Source organism: Pseudanabaena sp. PCC 9330 (assembly GCF_055795045.1).
The window spans coordinates 19,333-34,489 of record NZ_JAYFES010000086.1 but is presented as its reverse complement, the minus strand read 5'-3'; the positions used below and the strand labels follow the sequence as shown (position 1 = coordinate 34,489).

At 60.5% G+C, this 15,157-nt stretch carries 13 protein-coding genes and 1 tRNA gene; 4 read left to right on the top strand and 10 right to left on the bottom strand.

Annotated elements, in window-relative coordinates; all coding sequences use genetic code 11:
- Positions 1-72 precede the first annotated feature (72 nt).
- The 3 genes from AC0QKW_RS07740 to AC0QKW_RS07730 form a co-directional block, all read right to left on the bottom strand.
- On the bottom strand, positions 73-1,278 hold the full coding sequence (locus AC0QKW_RS07740) for an anion transporter (RefSeq protein ID WP_473150484.1): 1,206 nt from the start codon (positions 1,276-1,278) through the stop codon (positions 73-75).
- An 88-nt stretch (positions 1,279-1,366) separates the two neighbouring features.
- Positions 1,367-4,087, bottom strand: coding sequence for a sensor domain-containing diguanylate cyclase (locus AC0QKW_RS07735; protein WP_473150483.1), 2,721 nt, complete (start codon positions 4,085-4,087; stop codon positions 1,367-1,369).
- A gap of 230 nt (positions 4,088-4,317) precedes the next feature.
- Positions 4,318-5,346 carry an endonuclease/exonuclease/phosphatase family protein gene (locus AC0QKW_RS07730; protein WP_473150482.1) on the bottom strand — a complete coding sequence of 343 codons (1,029 nt, stop codon included), beginning with the start codon at positions 5,344-5,346 and terminating at the stop codon, positions 4,318-4,320.
- A 159-nt stretch (positions 5,347-5,505) separates the two neighbouring features.
- On the opposite strand from AC0QKW_RS07730, the gene AC0QKW_RS07725 reads away from it, so the two are divergent.
- Positions 5,506-6,144 (top strand): histidine phosphatase family protein, encoded by a 639-nt coding sequence (locus tag AC0QKW_RS07725; protein WP_473150481.1) that lies wholly within the window; start codon positions 5,506-5,508, stop codon positions 6,142-6,144.
- Here AC0QKW_RS07725 and AC0QKW_RS07720 read toward each other — a convergent pair.
- Entirely contained in the window at positions 6,121-7,302 is a 1,182-nt protein-coding gene (locus tag AC0QKW_RS07720) for a serine hydrolase domain-containing protein (RefSeq protein WP_473150480.1), read from the bottom strand. The two genes, AC0QKW_RS07725 and AC0QKW_RS07720, sit on opposite strands and share 24 nt — an antisense overlap.
- Before the next feature lie 97 nt (positions 7,303-7,399).
- Between AC0QKW_RS07720 and AC0QKW_RS07715 the strand changes: the two genes are divergently transcribed.
- Positions 7,400-7,489 (top strand) — tRNA-Ser (locus tag AC0QKW_RS07715).
- 165 nt (positions 7,490-7,654) lie between these two features.
- On the opposite strand, the gene AC0QKW_RS07710 is transcribed toward AC0QKW_RS07715, so the two are convergent.
- On the bottom strand, positions 7,655-8,470 hold the full coding sequence (locus AC0QKW_RS07710; protein ID WP_473150479.1) for a hypothetical protein: 816 nt from the start codon (positions 8,468-8,470) through the stop codon (positions 7,655-7,657).
- A gap of 247 nt (positions 8,471-8,717) precedes the next feature.
- Here AC0QKW_RS07710 and AC0QKW_RS07705 point away from each other — a divergent pair, with 247 nt between their 5' ends.
- Positions 8,718-10,610 carry a purple acid phosphatase family protein gene (locus tag AC0QKW_RS07705; protein WP_473150478.1) on the top strand — a complete coding sequence of 631 codons (1,893 nt, stop codon included), beginning with the start codon at positions 8,718-8,720 and terminating at the stop codon, positions 10,608-10,610.
- 20 nt (positions 10,611-10,630) lie between these two features.
- Here the strand turns inward: AC0QKW_RS07705 and AC0QKW_RS07700 are convergent, their stop codons facing one another.
- The 5 genes from AC0QKW_RS07700 to AC0QKW_RS07680 all read right to left on the bottom strand — a co-directional run bounded on the left by AC0QKW_RS07700 (position 10,631) and on the right by AC0QKW_RS07680 (position 13,573).
- Positions 10,631-11,068, bottom strand: a complete 438-nt coding sequence (locus AC0QKW_RS07700) for a ferredoxin (protein ID WP_473150477.1) — start codon at positions 11,066-11,068, stop codon at positions 10,631-10,633.
- A 107-nt stretch (positions 11,069-11,175) separates the two neighbouring features.
- Positions 11,176-11,568 carry a DUF1257 domain-containing protein gene (locus AC0QKW_RS07695; protein ID WP_473150476.1) on the bottom strand — a complete coding sequence of 131 codons (393 nt, stop codon included), beginning with the start codon at positions 11,566-11,568 and terminating at the stop codon, positions 11,176-11,178.
- A 67-nt stretch (positions 11,569-11,635) separates the two neighbouring features.
- Complete coding sequence (locus AC0QKW_RS07690; RefSeq protein WP_473150475.1) at positions 11,636-11,851, bottom strand: DUF2997 domain-containing protein; 216 nt, start codon at positions 11,849-11,851, stop codon at positions 11,636-11,638.
- A 693-nt stretch (positions 11,852-12,544) separates the two neighbouring features.
- Entirely contained in the window at positions 12,545-12,844 is a 300-nt protein-coding gene (locus tag AC0QKW_RS07685) for a ferredoxin (RefSeq protein WP_317035519.1), read from the bottom strand.
- Positions 12,845-13,408: 564 nt separating this feature from the next.
- On the bottom strand, positions 13,409-13,573 hold the full coding sequence (locus AC0QKW_RS07680) for a hypothetical protein (RefSeq protein ID WP_473150474.1): 165 nt from the start codon (positions 13,571-13,573) through the stop codon (positions 13,409-13,411).
- Positions 13,574-13,704: 131 nt separating this feature from the next.
- On the opposite strand from AC0QKW_RS07680, the gene AC0QKW_RS07675 reads away from it, so the two are divergent.
- Positions 13,705-15,135: an FAD-binding domain-containing protein gene (locus AC0QKW_RS07675; protein ID WP_473150473.1), complete on the top strand. Its 1,431-nt coding sequence runs from the start codon at positions 13,705-13,707 to the stop codon at positions 15,133-15,135.
- Positions 15,136-15,157 lie beyond the last annotated feature (22 nt).

The window sequence follows — 15,157 nt, the reverse complement described above, 5'->3', positions numbered from 1 at the left end:
TCAGGACAGGCGCTTTGGGCACTTGAGAGTTAAGGTAACCTCAGACCGCCCTCAGACACCTATACCCCTGGGTTAAGACAGCAGAACAATCTGCAAGTAGGCGATCGCCAGGGTGATCAGCGTCAGCGGCAGACCAAAGCGCAGGTGCTGCCAAAACGTGAGCGTATACCCTTCGCTAGCGGCGGCTTCGACGGTAATCAGGTTGGCCACCGCCCCAAACAGGGTGAGGTTGCCCGCCAGGGTCGAACCCGCCGCCAGCAGCAGCCAGCTCTGGGTGTCGCCGGGGGCGATCGCCCCCTGAAGCAGCAGCACCGCAGGCACGTTAGAGATCACATTTGACAGCACCGCCGTCACCGCCAGCAGCCCGGCGGGGTGGGCCACCCAAGGGGCCAGGCGATCGAGCACCTCCAGCGCCTGCACCGCCGCCGTGAGCATAAACAGCCCCGAAAACAGCACCAGCAGCGACCAATCTACCGCGCCCAGCACCCGCTGGGGCTTGATGCGGCGAGTGACCAGCAGGGCAGCGGCGGCTAAAAACGCCGACTCAGCCAGGGGCAGACCCACGACAAAAGCCCCTAGCAGCAGGGTAGACACCAGGGTCGTTTTGATCAGCAGGGGGCGGTGCAGGCGCAGGCGGGGCAGCACGGGGGGTGGGCAGGGATCGATCGATCGCACCTCTGGGTACAGCAGCCACAGCAGCCCAATCTGGATGGCCAGACCGGCGATCGCCACCGGCAGCAGCGCCTGGGCAAAGGTCACATAGCCAATAGCCGAAAACGACCCCACCAGAATATTTTGCGGGTTGCCGCTGAGGGTAGCGACGGAACCTAGATTGGTAGAACCGGCGATCGCCAGCAGGTAGGGTACCGGGTTGATCTTTAGGGCGCGGGTGAGCTGCAAGGTCAGCGGCGTGCTCACCAGGGCCAGAGTATCGTTGAGAAACACCGCCGACAGCGCCCCAGTGCCCAGGGTCAGCAGCACCATCAGACCCAAGGGGCTGCGGGTGAGCCGCAGCAACTGGGCCAGGGCCAGCCCAAAGAACCCGGCATAAGAGAGGTAGGCGTTGACCACCATCATGCTGAGCAAAAACACGATGGTGTTGGGGTCAATGGCCGCCCAGGCCTGCTCTAGGGAAAGGGTACCCAGGGCCACCAGCACCGCCGCACTGACCAGGGCTATGGTGGCCCGATTCATCCGCAGGCCTGGCACATAGCCCAGGGCCAGCCCCAGATAGCTCAGCCCCAGCACCACCCCCACCAACCCAGTCCCCATCGCCATGCCCCTCCCCAGTGCGGGTGCACTGCCGTGCGCCCCAACGTCCCATCTCTCGGTACAGGCGCACAGCTGTGCACCCCAACGCCCCTGCCTAGGCGGCCACCACCCGATCGCGCCCGGCCTGCTTGGCTCGATACAGCGCTCTATCCGCCGCCTGCAGCAAGGCCTCGGGGGTTTCTCCATGCTGGGGAAAGCAGGCCACCCCCAGGGATGCCGTCACCGCCGTGGGCTGGTCGGGCCAGGTGAGGGTAGCGATCGCCCGCCGCAGTTCCTCGGCCCTGTCCAGGGTTTCGGCCTGGCCAGAGCCCGGCAAAATCAGGGTAATCTCTTCGCCGCCGTAGCGGCAGGCCAGGTCAGAGCCGCGCACCCGTTCCTTGAGCAGGTGGGCAATGGCCTGGAGGGCGCGATCGCCTGCCCCGTGGCCGTAGGTATCGTTGAAGACCTTGAAGTGGTCGAGGTCGAGCATGATGACGCCGATGGGGGATCCCTGGCGCTGGGCGGCCAAGACTTCCTGGTTGAGGGCTTCTTCTAGGTAGCGGCGGTTGTACAGCTCGGTGAGGGGGTCGCGGATGCTCTGGTGGCGCAGGGTTTCCCGCAGGGTGATGTTGGCCAAGGCCAGGGCGATCTGGTCGGCGGCAGTGCGGGCTAGCTGATTCTTGGCTGGGTTTAGCGCAGCGGGGTCGGCGCTGTGCAGATAGAGCAGCCCCAGGGGAGCCGCCTGGCTGCTGACCGGAACGCAGAAGGTGATCTCATCCGCCGCCAGGAAGCTGAGGTGGCAGCAGCGCTGGGCAGAGCGGGGCAAATCGCCACACTGGTTGCACTCCTGCTGGAGGGCGGGGCAATCGGCGGGCACAAAGGCGCGGGTAGAGGCCGGGGGGTTGCCCCAGCTCACTGCCACCTCTGGGGCCGAGCCCTGGGCCGCAGGGTCTGGGGGCAGCACCAACAGCCCGCCGCCACAGTCGGGAAACATCGGCGGCAACAGGCGGGACAGCACATCGTGGGCCGCCTCGGTGGTCTGGCAGGTTTGCAGAGCGTTGCCCAGGGCACTGAGCAACTGCATGTCGGTGTGGCGCTGGTTGAGCAAGGCAACCTGCTCTGCGAGCCGCTGGTTGGCGGCGCTGAGGGCCAGGGATGCCTGAACTTGCTCTGTGATGTCGCGAAAGTTAGTTACAAAGCCATCCCCCAGTTTAACGGCCACATTTTCAAACCACGCGTCAATGCCTTCATGGCTGTACTTAAACTGTTTGCGCCCCGGAATGCCCGTGGTGACGACCTCGACATAGTAATCAAACAGGCCGTCCAGGCGGTGGCCCGGCAGTTCCTCCAGCAGACGCTTGCCAATCAGGTCTTCGGCGCGGCGGTGCACCATGGCCCAGGCAGCCGGATTGCCCAGCTGCCAGGTAAAATCGACGATTTGGCCCCCATCGTCGCGCACCGACTCAAACACCATAATGCCGTCTAGGGAACTGTTGAGCACGCTGCTGAGCCGCGCCTCTGAGGCCTGCAAGGCGGCCTGGGTGGCCATCAGGCGGTCGAGGCTATGCTGAAGTTCGAGGGTGGTCTGCTGGTGCTCAAGCTCCGATCGCTTGAGGTCGGTGATGTCGAGCACCACGCCGTACCAGGCGACATCGCCGTTGGGACGCTGGCGGGGCTGCGATCGCCCCTGCAACCACTTCATCGCCCCGGAGGGCGTGATAATGCGCCACTCATGGCTGAACGTGCCCAGGGTTTCTAGGCTGTGCTGGACGGCAGCATTGTAGGCGGCGCGGTCGTCGGGGTGGATGTGGTTGAGCACCAGGCTGGCATCGGCTAGCATGGCCTCCACAGGCACTTCATGGATGTCTTCCACCGAGCGACTCATGTGCTCGAAGTAAAAACCGCCGTCGGAGCGCTGCACCAGGATGTAGATGTTGGCGGGGGAGGCGTCGGAGATCGCCATGAAGCGGGCTTCGCTCTGGCGCAGGGCCAGTTCGGCGGTCTTGCGATCGCTGATGTCGGTGTGGGTGCCCACCATGCGCAGGGGCCGCCCGCTGGCGTCCCGCTCGATCACCTTGCCGCGATTGAGAATCCACACGTAGTGGCCATCTCGGTGGCGCAGCCGGTGCTCGCACTGGTAAATCGAGGTTTTGGCTTGCAGGTGGGCCTCCAGGGCGCGCAGGAGAACCGGCCTATCCTCCGGGTGAATGCGCTCTTCCCAGGTGGCAAAGCTGGGAACGATTTCCCCCTCGCTGTAGCCCAGCATCGCCATCCACTGGGGCGACAGCACCACCTTGTTGGTGGTGATATTCCACTCCCACACCCCGTCGGCAGCCCCCTCTACCGCCAGCTGCCAGCGAGCGACGGTTTCCTCCAGGTGGGCCTCGGCACGCTTGAGCTCGGTGATGTTGGCGGCAATGCCCGCTACCCAGCGCTGGTCGCCCACCGCCACCGGAAATTTGCGCACCAGATAGGTGCCCACAGTGCCGTCGGACAGCAGCGCCTGCTCCAGCATCTCCACATCGGCGTTGGTGGCCAGCACCCTAGCGTTATTGCGGCGATATTCCTGGGCGTACTCCGGCCTGTAGAGGTCGTCGAGGGGCTGCCCTACGGCCCTGCGGTGGGGGGGCAGCAGGATACGATCGTAGGCAGGGTTGGCGTAGACAATGATGCCCCGCTCGTCCACCAGCCAGGCGGGCATAGAGAGCTGTTCTAGGTAGGCGATCGCCAGGGCTGAGTCTGGCAGTGGTAGGGTATCGGGGTTGGGGCAGATGGGGCGATCGCCGCTATTTCCTCCAGGGCAATCGTCAGGAGGCCACAAATTTTCGGGAACCATGGGGAACAGGTTGGGGATGTGACGGATCTTCAAGAACTCACCCCGAGGATCTAGGGATTCAGAAACAGTCCAGTAGCACGCCTTGCCTTAATAGATTCCCGAAACCCAGGGGGTTAGCCACCGCCACGTTATCAATTCGTTAACTTTGCGGACTTTGGCGGCGATCGCAGTAGAGAAATGTGGCAGTTTTCGACTTATGGAGACCCTGTGAGGGGGGCGGTGCCTAGCTCTCAGTCGACCCGGCGATCGATCAGCTGGGGGCGGCTGGACGAGGGCGGCTCTAGCTCAATGGTAGCGACTACCTGGCCGTGATCAGACTGCCAGGGTTCGATATTGTCTTCGAGCAGGGTTTGGTCAAACAGGTGGTCGTTAAATACCGACACATAGGTGACTCGGCCAATGCGATCGCGATTTTGGGCCGAAAATTCTTCGCTGACCATGATGTGGTCGAGGCTGTCGTAGTGGCCGTTGTGAATGTGGGTGTAGTAGTGGTCGCCGTAGCCCAGGCGAGCCTGAATGTCTTTGACCTGGTAGAGCAGCACGTCCCACACCGGGGCTTTTTTGCGGTAAGGCCAGCATTCCCAAGGCGGGGTGCCCGCTACGATCTGGGTGGTGACGGCGGTGTGGTTGTCGTTGACATCGCCCAGCACAATCACGGGGTATCTGCGATCGCGCAGCCCCTCCATCAGCAAAAAGCGTAGGGCGACCGCTTCGGCAGTGCGGCGAATCAGGGAACGGGCGTGGCCCTTGGCGATTTCGACCGGGTCGCTGCGATCGGCCCCGTCAGACATCATCGGTCGCTTTGACTTGAGGTGCACCACAAACACCGTGCAGTGAATGGCGTCGGTGAGGGCTAGATCGACCGCCAGCACCGGGTGCGAAAACCGCCGCACCGGAATCTCGGCCCCCTCTAGCTGCAAGATACTCTCGGGCGGAAACTCGTCGTAGACCCGCTGCCCCACCACCGGAAACCGGGTTGCCAGGGCCAGCCCCGGCCCCCGGCCAAACCCTTCCGCCATGACAATTTCGTGGTTTTGGTGGTACTCGCTGCGGTGCAGGGCTTCTTTGAGCGCCCCCCGGTGAAACACCTCTTGAAAGCCGCAGATGTCTACTTTCATGTGATCGAGCTGAGCCCCGATCCAGGTGAGCTTTTTGAGGTAGTTGGCTTGGGAGTAGGTCTCGCCCTGGTAAAACTCGCGATCGGGCAGCATCAGATTGTTGAGGTTGAAGGTGCCGACGCGAAACTGGCTGCGTTCCATAGGTGCTGACCCGAGCAAGAGCTGCCCCTAAGCATACCGCCACTGCATTAATCACAGATAAGGCGCATTAGAGACGGCGCAATGTGGGGCCTAGTCTTAAAACAAACAGCCCCAGACTATGTACCCTATACTCAACCCACCCCTCACCCATCCATCCCTATGCCCCTTAACCTGTACCTCCTCCGCCACGGCGAAACTGAGGCGAGCCGCACCGGTGGCTACGTCGGCTTTACCGATGTAGAACTGACCCCCGAGGGGGTATCTATGGCGGCCGCCTTTGCAGAGAAGTATAAGGCGCTGCCCTGGCAGGCGATCTTTGCCAGCCCGCTGAAGCGCACCATGGCCACGGCCACCCCCATCGCCAAGGCGACAGGGCTGACCATTCAGCGGCGCGACGGCCTCAAGGAGATGTTCTTTGGCGAGTGGGAGGGCAAAACCTTTGAAGAGGTGCAGGCCCAGTATGGCGAAGACTACTACACCTGGATGACTGAGCCCGCCTGGAACCCGCCCACAGGGGGCGAGACTGGGGTACAGGTGGCCAGCCGCGCCGCCATGGTGATCGCTGAGATCGAGGAGAGCTTTCGCGACGGCAACGTGCTGGTGGTGTCGCACAAAACCACAATTCGTCTGATCTTGTGTAGTTTGCTGGGTTTAGACAGCGGACGCTACCGCGATCGCATCAATATGCCCGTCGCCTCGGTCAGCCTGATCCAGTTTGGCAAGTATGGGCCGATGCTGGTCAAACACGGCGATCGCTCGCACCTGCCCGAGGCCCTAGAGACTCGACCGGGCACCTAGCGATCGCAGCCCCGCCACGATCGCGTTAGGGATCACCGCATCGTTCCACACCGGGGGCTCTTCCCCCAGACGCACAATCACCAGATCCTCCGAGGGCACCACGTACACCCGCTGGTGGTGGCGACCGTCGAGATAGAACAGGTCGTCGGCCACAAAGGCCGCTGACGACGCCCGGTTTACCTGGGGATACTCAGCGGTGCGGGCCTTGAGCCAAAGGTGCAGACCAAAGGTCGGCTCCAAAGGAGACTCTTGACGCATCAGCTCAATCCACTCGGCAGGAATGACCTGTCGGTCTTTTACCTGGCCCTCGTGCAGCAGCATCTGCCCCAGGCGCACCCAGTCGTGGGCATTGGCAAAAAAGCAGCAGAAGGGCTTGGCGTGGCCGCCGGGGCGATCGAGCCAGAGAGAGCCATCCCCCGCTCCCAGGGGCTGCCACAGACGGGTCGAGAGATAGTCGCCAAAGGGTTCGCCCGTGGCCCGCTCTAGCACCAGGCTGAGAATTTGGGAGTTGAAGTTGCTGTAGTCAAAGGTCTCGCCGGGGCTGCCCTCTAGGGGAATGCTGAGGGCCAGGCTCATGACATCGGAGCCGCCGTAGAGTTTGACCAGGTCAGACCGCAGGCTGTCGGTGCGGTTGTCGTTGCGCAGGCCCGACTGCATGTAGAGCAGGTCGGCCAGGGTGATGTCGCCCCTGGGGTCGTTGGCCCATTCCGCCAGGTATTTGCCCACCGGGTCTTGAATTGAGCCGATGTCGCCCTCGTCGATCGCCACGCCGATCAGCAGCGCCAGCAGAGTTTTTACCATCGACATCGAGTTCACCGGATCGCTGGCGGTGTGGCCCTGCCAGTAGCGCTCTAGCACCAGGCGATCGCGGTGCATCACCAGCAGCGCCACAGAGTTTTGCTGCTCGGCAAACTCCACCGCCGTCTGAAGGGCCTCGGCAGGAATCTCGGTGGTATCGGCCTTCGCCAGGGGTAACGGAGAACCAACGCCAGGGACAACCTGCCGAGGCTGGTACCAGTCTGCCGAGGTAATGGGGCGATCGGGGTAGGTGAGCGATCGCCCCACCAGCCGCCAATCGACCGAAACCCGCAGCAGACCGCCCGCCGCCACCAGCCCGACCATCATCCACAGCCTGGGCTTGAGAAATGTTTTCGTCATGGCATCTGTTCCCCAGTTTTTGAGATGACGAGTTTCTTTCACAATAGGTTCTTGTGTCTGCCCAGGGTCTGCTAGACTATCTAAGAACTACTCATTTGGAAGCGTGGCTGAGTGGTCGAAAGCGCCTCCCTGCTAAGGAGGTAGGGGAGTAAACCTTCCCTCGTGGGTTCAAATCCCACCGCTTCCGTTTTTGACATTACCTTAATACCCCGCTCCACCAATCAGGTTTGCTGCTTGGTGGAGCGGGGTATTAAGGTTTAGTTTTGGGGCTGCTACCTTCTAGAAGGCTCGTCCAGAGAGGCTTTTGGGAAACGCTGACTCTAATTCTTGGCGCTGACGCTGCACCAAAATGTTAGGGTGCACAGCCCGCTGGGTCATACTGCACCTGCACCGGCAGCCAGTGGGCACGGGGGTTTGTGGGGGCGTCACTGCCCTCGGGCAAGGGTGCAAACGTACGCTCTAGGGCTAATTCCAAGGCTTTTTCATCGAGCACGGTGTAACCGGTGGTGTCGAGCAAAATAGGCTCTTTGGCCAACTGCCCCGCCGGGGTAACAATCACCCCCACCAGCCCCTCCGCTGGCGGTGGCATGAGACAACTATTGATTGGGTAAACCACCTGCAATGGCGCTTGTTTGCTGCCCATCACCGGCACCTCGTCGTTACCGAGACCCTGTCCTTCGTCCTCTAGCCAGTCGGGCACCACAGCGAGGTGCAGGTTTACCTCATCGGCGATCAGCGACTTTACCTCCCGGTTATAGGCGTATTCAGCCGGGTTGCGCAGACGCTCTTCGAGGGTAGTCTCTGGGAGCGCCTCTGGGGGCACTTCTGGGGGCTCAGAAAGGATGGGCGACTCTGCCTGAGCTGGCTTTGAGCTGGGGGGAGCTGGGGGAGATAACGGCGATGGCACAGGCTGAGCAGGACGATTGACCACTGGTGGGGGAGCTACCCCTAGGCCAGAAGCAGTAGGCTCTGCGGCAGGAGAGGGTGTCAGGGGCAGCCTGACCACAGCGATCGCCTCGGAAGAAGCCGGTTGGTCAGCTAGAGCGTCTACAGTAGACGGAGCAGTTTCGGCCATCGGCAGGCTCAGCACCAAGCCGTGCAACCCTAGGGAAAGCAACCCCAGCAGGGCACCCCCCGATCGCCGCAGGGTAGCTTGAGTCGTTTTCATTGTGAGAAAAAACACCATGGCTACATTGGTTAAGCTGAGCGGTATCCGTACCAGGGCCAGTTAAGCGGGCTGTCGTCTGCCTGCCGGTAGATCTACACCTCTGCCCTTAGACTTATTTAGTAAGCCCTAACCCGTCTACGGTGCCACAGGTTGGGTTGGATGTTACAGGTGAGCAGACAGTTTTTATGCTGTCGTTATTTGCCGTTACCCTAGGCAGTGGGCGCTCTACAAAAAAGATCTAAACAGAATGCGGCGAGAAGACTTGACCCTGGCAACCATGGGCCTGCTGCTGGTGCTGACAGCCCTACTTTTGATTGTTTTAGAGCCCCGCCTGTCTCCCCCTATTGCTCGCAGCTCTGAGGTGACTGCTGTGCCAGTGCAGCTTTTGACTGACCCGTTTTTGCAGTACCCAACCCCGACCTCGGTGCGGGTCGTTTGGTTGACTGAGTTTGAGGGGCAGACCCACCAAGTGCGCTGGGGCGACGCCGACCAGGCCGACGACGCCCCCCTTGTGAATGAAGCCGAGGCCACTACCACGCTACTCAGCCGCACCAGAGAGGACGGCAACTCTCGCCTCACACATCCCCAATATGCTGATCTAGACCACCCGGTGCGGCGGCCTATCTGGCGGCACGAGGCCTTGGTCACTGGGTTGACGGCGGGGCAGCGGGTGCCCTATCAGGTCACCAGTGCAGCGGCAGATGGCCGCCTGATCGAGAGTGAGATTTTTACCCTGGCGGCGGCACCGTTGCCAGGGCAGGGGCTGAAAATTTTGCTCACCTCTGACCACCAAAATATGCCCATGGTGGCGGCCAATCTGCAAAAGGTGCAAGAGACCGTAGGCCGGGTGGATGGAGTATTTTTAGCCGGGGATCTGGTCAATGTGCCCGATCGCGCCTCGGAGTGGTTTGACGACAGCCGGGGCTGTGGCTTTTTTTCGTGCCTCCAGGGCAAAGCCAGCTATCCCCTAGAGCGCAATGGCCGCACCACTCGCTACCGAGGCGGCGAAATCCTTCAGCATGCGCCCCTGTTTCCAGCGGTGGGCAACCACGAGGTGATGGGGCGCCATGGGGCAACCACACCGCTAAATGAGCAGTTTAATCAGCCGGTGCCGCGATCGGCAGCGGTGGAGCTGTACGAGGCCCAGGCCGACCTATTCAACCCCAGCGGCGACGATGCCCTACGCCGCCAGTGGGTGACCGACAATTCTTTTAATAGCACCACCTACGAAGAGCTGTTTAGCCTGCCCCAGAGCCAGGTGCCCAACCCCGATCGCCCCGAGACCACCAGCCGCTACTATGCCGTTACCTTTGGTGACATTCGTTTGGTGTCGCTATACGTGACCCAGATCTGGCGGCCTTACAACCTCGACCCTGCGGTGCGGGGCCGCTACCAAGAGCGCGAGGCCGACCTGGACACGCCTCAAACCTGGGGCCATGGTCAGCACATTTTTGAACCGATTGAGCGAGGGAGTTTGCAGTACCAGTGGCTAGAGCAGGAGCTGGCCAGCGATGCCTTTCGTCAGGCTAAATACAAGGTGGTCATGCTGCACCACCCGCCCCATACCCTGGGCGACAACATTGTGCCAGCGTTCACCACTCCCCGGCCTCACTTCGATCGCGACTCTAGCGGGCGACTGACCGCCGTGCGCTACCAGTACCCCCGCGACCAAGACCACATCGCCCGCGACCTGGTACCGCTCCTAGAGCAGGCGGGGGTTGACCTGGTCTTTTACGGCCACTCCCACCTGTGGAATCGGTTTGTGTCGCCGACGGGCACCCACTACCTGGAGACTTCTAATGTCGGCAACTCCTACGGGGCTTTTTGGCAGGGCGTTGGCGCAGCCTCTCGGAACGAGACTCGCCGCCCCGTCCCCCCTGCCACCCTAGAGGGGTCAGCGGTCACCTATGACCCCAGCGACTATGTGGCTCAGGGCGACCCCAATGGTCTAGAGCCGGTGGTGCCCACCCTGGCTCCCCTGCTCGACGACAGTGGCCAACCCTTGCCCTACATCGCTAGCAACGACATCACCGTCTTCAGCATTTTTGAGACCGATCGGGGCGTCGTTAGCAGCTACTACTTCGACACGCGATCGCCCCGATCTCAGGTGGTGAAGTTTGACGAGTTTAGCTTGAACTAGGGAGCTAGCTCTGTCGCCCCCTAGGACTGCTGGGAGCGCTGACGTTTAGCTTTGGCTTTGCGCTGACTCAGGGTCGACATCGCTTTGTCAACCGGGAAGCCCGCGACGGGAATGACCTGGTGCTGGCGATCGCGCTCTAGCCCCTTCAGCTCGGTATAGTCAACCCAGTGGATGCAGTCTACCGGGCAGGTGTCGATCGCCTCTTGGATCAGATCCTCAGAGTCACCGTCTTGGCGATAGACCCGCGATCGCCCATGGTCAGGCTCAATGTAGAACGTGTTGCGGGCCACATGGGCGCAGTGCTTGCAGCCAATGCAGGTGATCTCGTCCACGTAGACGCCCTTTTGGCGCAGCTGACCGCCCAGCTCAGGCTCAAAGCCGGTGCGATCGCCCGCCTGGCGCAGTTGCCCCCCCAGCTCGGGTTCAAAACCAGTGGTTTGTCCATCAAACGGTGCCATTGCCCTGCGCCCCTCCGCAAATATTTCACCCCTGGGCTCAAACAGAGAAAGGGGCCAGCGATGAGCCCCTCTCTCTATCTCAAACGATCTCTCAAACAGGCTGTGCCCTAGCCGTTCCAGCGCTGCACTACCAGCCGTACCGACCCGTCTTCGCGCACCTGCTCTTCGGCTAACTGAAAGCCCTGGCGAGAGGTCTCAGCGACTACGGTGTTGTAGGCGTAGCGCTGGGTCACCTGGCGCAGAAAGCCTTCGACGGTGAGCGGCTGCTGCCAGTATTGCAGGTCGGCCACTAGCTCGTAGTCGCTGGTTTCGGGGTTGCGGCGAAAACCAATGTCGTAGCCGTTGGCCTGGGCGATCACCACCTCAGCGGTCTCGGTTAGCCCCTGGTAGCCGCGCACGTCGCAAGGGCCAGCCTTCCAGTCGGCACCCAGATCGCTCAGGGCCAGCTTGAGAGAGTCGAGATTGCGAATTTTGGTTTTGATTTGGCTAAAGTGTGACATTTTCTACGGGTGAGTAGGAGGACTAAAAAAACTAAACCATCTATCCCTGAGCTAGAGACGCTAGGGTCTACCACTGGCTAAAAGTAGCCTGGGCGGCCACGGTTTCAGAGGCCGACTGCCCCTGGCGCTGGGCGAAGTAGTCTGAGGTTGTTTGCTGGGCCACCACGACGCCCAGCTGAGCCTCAATAGCGGCTGTGACCTCAGCACAAGAGGCTCCCACAATGCCGGTTACGGTCTCTTGAACCCGCCCATCGGGATGGATGATGAACTCTAACGTTTCCATAGGATTGCTAGCTCTAAAACCGCTGGGGGTAGTTGTCGAAGAAACGGCTCAAACGTCCCTAGACTTAGTTTCCGTGGCGTGGAACAGTTAATTGACCTGATCGTAACTAAGCATCGGCTCAGTAACTCGCCATGGTTCATTACGAAACTCAATGTGCTGCATTGATTCCGTGAGCGGGCGCATTCATTAGATGTAGTGTCGCGTAACTTTTAGGGAGCGTCAAGGCAACTTTTGTTACATATTGCCGCTGTTCTAGAGCCCAATACCTCCATAAACGCGCCTTGATGCGGAGATTGAGCCAGAAAAAGGTTAAGAAAAATTAAATGCCGCGATCCCTAGGGGCTGTCATCAATTGAGCACCTATTGACCTAAATTCCAGGGTTACAGCCCCCAGCCCGTTGACGGAGGCGGGCGTGGCCAGGCTGATCTCACCAGGGTATCGGCTGGAATTGATGCCCCGTCCTAGGGCTGCCAAACCAAAGCCCAGCTTAGAAATGGCGTTCTCCAAGTGGAAAGACCATAAATTCGATCTGGAGTGCGGATAACCCGGCAGACAGTGGTTTTTGGGCCTCGCCCGTCCCCACGAGATCGGCCACGATGGCCTGCGTAGATAGACAAGTGCATAAGAGAAAGGATGCCTAGACTCTAGGCATCCTTTCTCTTATGCAAAAAACCCTGTGGGGTTTAGCGACTCTAGTAGAGCTCTTCTTCTTGGTGGGTCAAGATGGTGCAGTCAGAGGTGGGGTAAGCCACGCAGGTCAGCACGTAGCCAGCGCCGATCTGGTCATCATCCAAGAAGGATTGATCAGACTGGTCAACGGTGCCAGCAGTGATTTTGCCAGCACAGGTGGAGCAAGCGCCCGCCCGGCAGGAGTAGGGCAGATCTAGACCCTGCTCTTCAGCAGCATCGAGAATGTAGGTATCGTCGTCAACGTCGATGGTTTGGTTAAGCCCTTCAGCCTCGTTGATCAGCGTAACCTTGAAGGTGGCCATGTTGCTATCCTCTCGTCAAATACAGATTTCAGCGATCGTTAGGCTACAGAACACCCTTTAGATAACGTTTCTAGGATTTGCCCTGAGCCGATCAAACACATTTTTGATACTACGGGAAAACCTGAAGCCTGTCTTGCCTTTTTATCTCTTGGCTGAACGGGATTCGTAATCAAACCTGTCGGTAATAGGTTGTTTTGCTTATGGGTCGAAGGATCCTAATCCAGGGAGAGTGGCGGGGAAGAAGCAGAACCGGTACGCCTTACCTGTATGCCTTTAGAAGCTGGGGACTGGCGACAGAATGGGGCAGACAACCAAATGAGGCACGCCACGGTGCCGCCTGCCCTCAGTCACGCCTGCGGCCATGGGGTTACCCCGGCGGGCGTATTGCACGCCGCGATAGATAGAGATTCAGGCCGATGAACTGATGGGTGACATGCCCTAGGAGCTGTCACCCATCAGTCGCCTATAGCCAAAAATCAAAGGTTACAGCCCCTAGTCTGTGGTTTGGGGCAGGCGTGGCAGGGCTAATCCCACCAGGGTTTTGGTTGTAATTGATGACCCGCCCTAGGCCTTGCGGCTGCTTTCGGCCAGCTGGAGGTTGAACTCGGCCTGGGTTAGGGCTGCTGCCACCTGGCAGGCAGCTTCGGGGGAGAGGGCGGGCTGGCTCTCGGTCACAAAGTCGAGATAGCCGTTGAAGGTGCGCATGATGATTTGCTTATTTTGCAGCATGGGTATCTCCTCAATATCTGCTGGCATTGCCCCATGATAAAAGCTGCTCAACCCGCAGAGTTAATGTCGTTATACTGTGATTCGTCCGCGCAGCATTGGCTGGCGGCAAAAGGGTGGGCGAGGGGGAGTTTATGGCCGAGTTACTGTTATTTTGGCATCGGCGCGACCTGCGCCTGGGCGACAATCTGGGCCTGGGGGCGGCGCGCGATCGCAGCCCCCAGGTAGTTGGCGTCTTTTGCCTCGACCCCGGCATTCTGCAAGGCGACGATGTGGCCCCAGCCCGAGTGGCCTATATGATCGGCTGCCTGCGGGCCTTGCACCAGAGCTATGCCGAGGCAGGCGGGCAACTGCTCATTCTCAAAGGCGACCCGCGAGAGAAAATTGCTGCTCTGGCCCAGGCGATCGGGGCCAATGCGGTCTACTGGAACCGCGATGTCGAACCTTACTCGCGTCAGCGCGACACCGATGTGACCGAGGCGCTCAAGGCCGCAGGCATTGAGTTTCGCACCACCTTTTGGGATCAGCTCTTGCAGGAGCCCGGCTCAGTGCGCACGGGTGCAGGCGACCCCTACACGGTCTACACCCCTTTCTGGCGCAACTGGGTAAAGCAGCCCAAAGCAGAGCCATTGCCTGCTCCAACCGGGTTACAGCCGCTGACCGCTCAGCAACAGCAAGCCGCTCAGCAGTCGGGATGCCTCGACCTGCCCAGCGCCAAAGACCTGGGCTTTGTTTGGGACAATGGCTTTCCCGTTGAGCCGGGAGAGGCGGCAGCGCTGGAGCGGCTGACGGAGTTTTGCGACGAGGGGCAGGCCATTGCCACCTACGACGAGCAGCGCAACTTTCCCTTTGTAGACGGCACTTCGCGGCTGAGTGCGGCGCTCAAGTTTGGCGCGGTGGGCATTCGCACGGTGTGGGCTGCCGCCGCTGCCGCCCAGGGTCGCTGCCGCAGCGACGAAGCCCGCGACAATGTGCAAACCTGGCAGCAGGAGCTGGCCTGGCGCGAGTTTTACCAGCATGTGCTCTACTTTTTTCCGCAGCTAGCCGATGGCCCCTACCGCGCCCAGTGGCAAGACTTTCCCTGGGTGAATCATGAGGATCAGTTTCAGGCCTGGTGTGAAGGGCGTACCGGCTACCCGATTGTCGATGCCGCTATGCGCCAGCTCAACGAGACCGGCTGGATGCACAACCGCTGCCGCATGATTGTGGCCAGCTTTCTCACCAAAGATCTGATCGTCAACTGGCAGTGGGGCGAAAAATATTTTATGCAGCACCTGGTCGATGGCGACCTGGCCGCTAACAACGGCGGCTGGCAGTGGAGCGCCTCCAGCGGTATGGACCCCAAACCCCTGCGGATTTTTAACCCTGCCAGCCAGGCTCAAAAGTTTGACGCTGAGGCAGAGTACATTCGCCAGTGGCTGCCCGAGCTGCGATCGGTGGAGACTGGCGCGCTGGTGACAGGGAAGATTGCCAAGGGCGATCGCGGCGACTACCCCGCCCCCATCGTCGACCACAAGATTCAGCAAGCTCTCTTTAAGGAGAAGTACAAGGCCCAAAAAGCTTAAGCAGATCACCAAGCATTGAGAC

Excerpts from the sequence above, each read along its gene's own strand:
- AC0QKW_RS07680 (WP_473150474.1), bottom strand. The coding sequence starts at position 13,573 with ATGCTGCAAAATAAGCAAATCATCATGCGCACCTTCAACGGCTATCTC.
- AC0QKW_RS07685 (WP_317035519.1), bottom strand. The coding sequence starts at position 12,844 with ATGGCCACCTTCAAGGTTACGCTGATCAACGAGGCTGAAGGGCTTAAC.
- AC0QKW_RS07700 (WP_473150477.1), bottom strand. The coding sequence starts at position 11,068 with ATGGCACCGTTTGATGGACAAACCACTGGTTTTGAACCCGAGCTGGGG.
- AC0QKW_RS07725 (WP_473150481.1), top strand. The coding sequence starts at position 5,506 with ATGCCCCTTAACCTGTACCTCCTCCGCCACGGCGAAACTGAGGCGAGC.
- AC0QKW_RS07675 (WP_473150473.1), top strand. The coding sequence starts at position 13,705 with ATGGCCGAGTTACTGTTATTTTGGCATCGGCGCGACCTGCGCCTGGGC.
- AC0QKW_RS07740 (WP_473150484.1), bottom strand. The coding sequence starts at position 1,278 with ATGGCGATGGGGACTGGGTTGGTGGGGGTGGTGCTGGGGCTGAGCTAT.
- AC0QKW_RS07730 (WP_473150482.1), bottom strand. The coding sequence starts at position 5,346 with ATGGAACGCAGCCAGTTTCGCGTCGGCACCTTCAACCTCAACAATCTG.
- AC0QKW_RS07695 (WP_473150476.1), bottom strand. The coding sequence starts at position 11,568 with ATGTCACACTTTAGCCAAATCAAAACCAAAATTCGCAATCTCGACTCT.
- AC0QKW_RS07690 (WP_473150475.1), bottom strand. The coding sequence starts at position 11,851 with ATGGAAACGTTAGAGTTCATCATCCATCCCGATGGGCGGGTTCAAGAG.
- AC0QKW_RS07710 (WP_473150479.1), bottom strand. The coding sequence starts at position 8,470 with ATGAAAACGACTCAAGCTACCCTGCGGCGATCGGGGGGTGCCCTGCTG.
- AC0QKW_RS07720 (WP_473150480.1), bottom strand. The coding sequence starts at position 7,302 with ATGACGAAAACATTTCTCAAGCCCAGGCTGTGGATGATGGTCGGGCTG.
- AC0QKW_RS07705 (WP_473150478.1), top strand. The coding sequence starts at position 8,718 with ATGCGGCGAGAAGACTTGACCCTGGCAACCATGGGCCTGCTGCTGGTG.
- AC0QKW_RS07735 (WP_473150483.1), bottom strand. The coding sequence starts at position 4,087 with ATGGTTCCCGAAAATTTGTGGCCTCCTGACGATTGCCCTGGAGGAAAT.